Raw genomic sequence first — 2,977 nt, forward strand, 5'->3', positions numbered from 1 at the left:
CGCGGCTATTGGAAAGCTGAAAACGAGAAAAATTCACCGCAGGCATTGAGGACAGCCCTTGAAAAGGGATATGGTTTTGAATCAGATGTTCGCGATTATGCGGGACGCATGGTCATATCGCATAACATCGCGGATGCATCATGTCAAGATGCCGAGGAGGTGTTTCGGTGGCTCGCCGAATACGGCGACCGATACTGCTTTGCAATCAACATCAAAGCCGACGGTCTCAAAAACATACTGCAAGATTTTGTGAGAAAGTATAAAATCGAAAATTATTTCCTATTTGATATGAGTGTGCCGCAAATGGTGGAATTTGCAGAAATGGGATTGCGCTTTTTCTCCCGACAGAGCGAATACGAAACCGAGCCGGTAATGTATGGTCAGGCAGCCGGCATCTGGATAGACGGATTTCAAGGCCATGAATGGATTACCGAGCGCCTCGTGGGCGGGCATCTCGCATCGGGGAAAGAGGTATGCCTCGTATCGCCCGACTTGCACGGGAACGCGGATTACAGGGATTTTTGGACGAAACTTGCCGGCTGGGACATCGACTTCTCGAGAGTGCTGCTGTGCACCGATTATCCGGACGAAGCGAAAGCGTTTTTCAAAAACATATTATAACATTATATAACATTATAACAGTACGAGGAAATGATAAAAGCGATTCTGTTCGATATGGACGGCGTGCTCATCGACGCCAAGGAGTGGCATTATGAAGCCTTGAACAAAGCGCTCGGCTTGTTCGGCATAGAAATCAGCCGTTATGACCACCTGCATACATTCGACGGTTTGCCGACAAAGGTCAAATTACAGATGCTCAGCGAGCAGTATTATCTGCCCGAACAACTGCACGGATTCGTCAACCAGATGAAACAGCAGTATACGGCCCAACTGATTCATGAATGCTGCCACCCGATGTTCCACCATGAATATGCCCTTTCGCGGCTGCATCAGGAGGGGTATAAAATCGCGGTGTGTTCGAATTCCATCCGCTCGACCATCGAGCTGATGATGAACAAGGCGATGCTTACAGAGTATCTCGACCTGATAGTTTCCAATGAAGATGTCAGAAAGGCGAAGCCCGACCCGGAGATGTATCAGACGGCTATCGCGAAATTCGGTTTGAAACCCGAGGAATGCATCGTGGTCGAAGACAACCCGAACGGCATTGCGGCCGGTCGTGCCAGCGGCGCCGCCGTATTGGAAGTGGCAACGGTCTATGATGTCAATTATGAAAATATCAAAGCTCTTATCAATAGAATAGAAGGAGGTAAAAATGATTAATATTCTGATTCCCTGCATGGGAAAGTCCACATTCTTCAAGGAGAGTTTCTTTCCGAAATCCCTCGTGGAAATCAAAGGGAAAACGATGTTCGAGACCGTCGCCGAGAACTATGCCGATGTCAATCCCAAAACCTGTCTGTTTGTTTTTGACGACAAGGATTGCCGTGAATTTCATCTGGACGCTTCGGCAAAGATTTTATCGCCGGAGTGTATCGTGATAAGACTGCGCACTCAGACCCAAGGCGCCTTGTGCACCTGCCTGATGGCAATAGACCATATCAACAACGAGACACCGTTGATTATAGCCAACAGCGACCAGATCATCGATGTCGACTATAATGCCGTGCTGCAACATTTTGACGCGGAACAGGACGATGCGGGAGTCATTACGTTCCCGAACATTCATCCGCGCTGGAGCTATGCGAAAAAACAGAATGGGAGTGTCGTGGAAGTCGCAGAAAAACGACCTCTGTCGAAAGATGCCATAGCCGGCTTCTATTATTACAGACACGGTTCCGATTTCGTGGAGGGGGCGGAACGGGCGCTGCTGAAAGGAAACAGCCACAACGGTCGTTTCTACATCTCTGCCTCGCTAAACGAGATGATACTCGACGGCAAGAAAGTCGGGTATTTCGATATAAAAAAAGAACAATACCATTCATTCTATTCTCCGGAAAAGATAAAAGAGTATGAGGAGGGAAAATATTTATGAAAACAGCCAAACTCAATGAGATGACCAAGGGGTGGTTCATCGGGAACTTCTCCCCGACACTCTATAAGACGAACGATGTGGAGGTCGCCGTAAAGCGATATGAGGCAGGTACACGGGAAGAAAAACACTACCACAAAATCGCCACGGAAATTACTGTCGTAACCAAAGGAACCGTCCGCATGAACGGGGTGGAATATACCGAAGGCGACATCATCATCATGGAACCGAACGACGCGACGGACTTCTACGCCGTTACCGACGCCGAAAATGTGGTGGTGAAAATACCGGGAGCCAATAATGACAAATATATAATGGAGGAATAAACATGATGAACATCGTAATACCCATGGCGGGACGGGGAAGCCGTTTCGCGAAAGCCGGATACCGAATGCCGAAACCGTTGATCGATATATGCGGACGTCCGATGATAGAGTATGTCGTGAACAACATACGACCGAAATGCGAACACCGTTTCATATTCATTTGCCAAAAGGAGCATTTGGAAAAGTACGGATTGCAGCAGAAACTGACACAGATAGCCCCCGGCTGCGCCATCATTACCATCGACCACATCACCGAAGGTGCCGCCTGCACGGTGCTTTTGGCTGAAAAATACATCGATAACAATGACAGTCTGATGATAGCCAACAGCGACCAATACGTAGATACAGACATCGATGCCTATCTGGCGGCAATGGAAGGATATGACGGGTTGATTATGACGATGCCGGCAAACGACCCCAAATGGAGCTTTATCAAGTACGATAAACAAGGGCTGGTAACACTTGTAAGAGAGAAAGAAGTCATATCCGACCAGGCGACAGTGGGTATATACAATTATAAGCACGGAAAAGATTTCGTGCATTTCGCCCATCAGATGATTGACAAGAATATCCGTGTGAACAACGAATTTTATGTGGCACCGGTGTATAATGAAATGATCGCAAGCGGAGAAAAAATCACCTATCGCGACATCGGAGA

General features: G+C 47.7%; 5 protein-coding genes. All 5 read left to right on the forward strand.

Annotated features, from left to right (window positions below):
* A partial coding sequence (locus tag Q0Z70_RS13390) for a hypothetical protein (protein ID WP_298075290.1) occupies positions 1-621 on the forward strand: 621 nt, incomplete at its 5' end.
* 30 nt (positions 622-651) lie between these two features.
* Positions 652-1,284, forward strand: a complete 633-nt coding sequence (locus Q0Z70_RS13395; protein ID WP_298075292.1) for an HAD family phosphatase — start codon at positions 652-654, stop codon at positions 1,282-1,284.
* Positions 1,277-1,996, forward strand: coding sequence for a glycosyltransferase family 2 protein (locus Q0Z70_RS13400; protein ID WP_298075293.1), 720 nt, complete (start codon positions 1,277-1,279; stop codon positions 1,994-1,996). The genes Q0Z70_RS13395 and Q0Z70_RS13400 overlap by 8 nt, the downstream gene beginning before the upstream one ends.
* Positions 1,993-2,319 carry a hypothetical protein gene (locus tag Q0Z70_RS13405; RefSeq protein ID WP_298075295.1) on the forward strand — a complete coding sequence of 109 codons (327 nt, stop codon included), beginning with the start codon at positions 1,993-1,995 and terminating at the stop codon, positions 2,317-2,319. The genes Q0Z70_RS13400 and Q0Z70_RS13405 overlap by 4 nt, the downstream gene beginning before the upstream one ends.
* 2 nt (positions 2,320-2,321) lie before the next feature.
* Positions 2,322-2,977: glycosyltransferase family 2 protein (locus Q0Z70_RS13410; RefSeq protein WP_298075297.1), on the forward strand; the 656-nt coding region annotated here is incomplete at its 3' end.

The sequence above is a fragment of the uncultured Bacteroides sp. genome, from assembly GCF_947632445.1.
Lineage (GTDB): Bacteria > Bacteroidota > Bacteroidia > Bacteroidales > Bacteroidaceae > Bacteroides.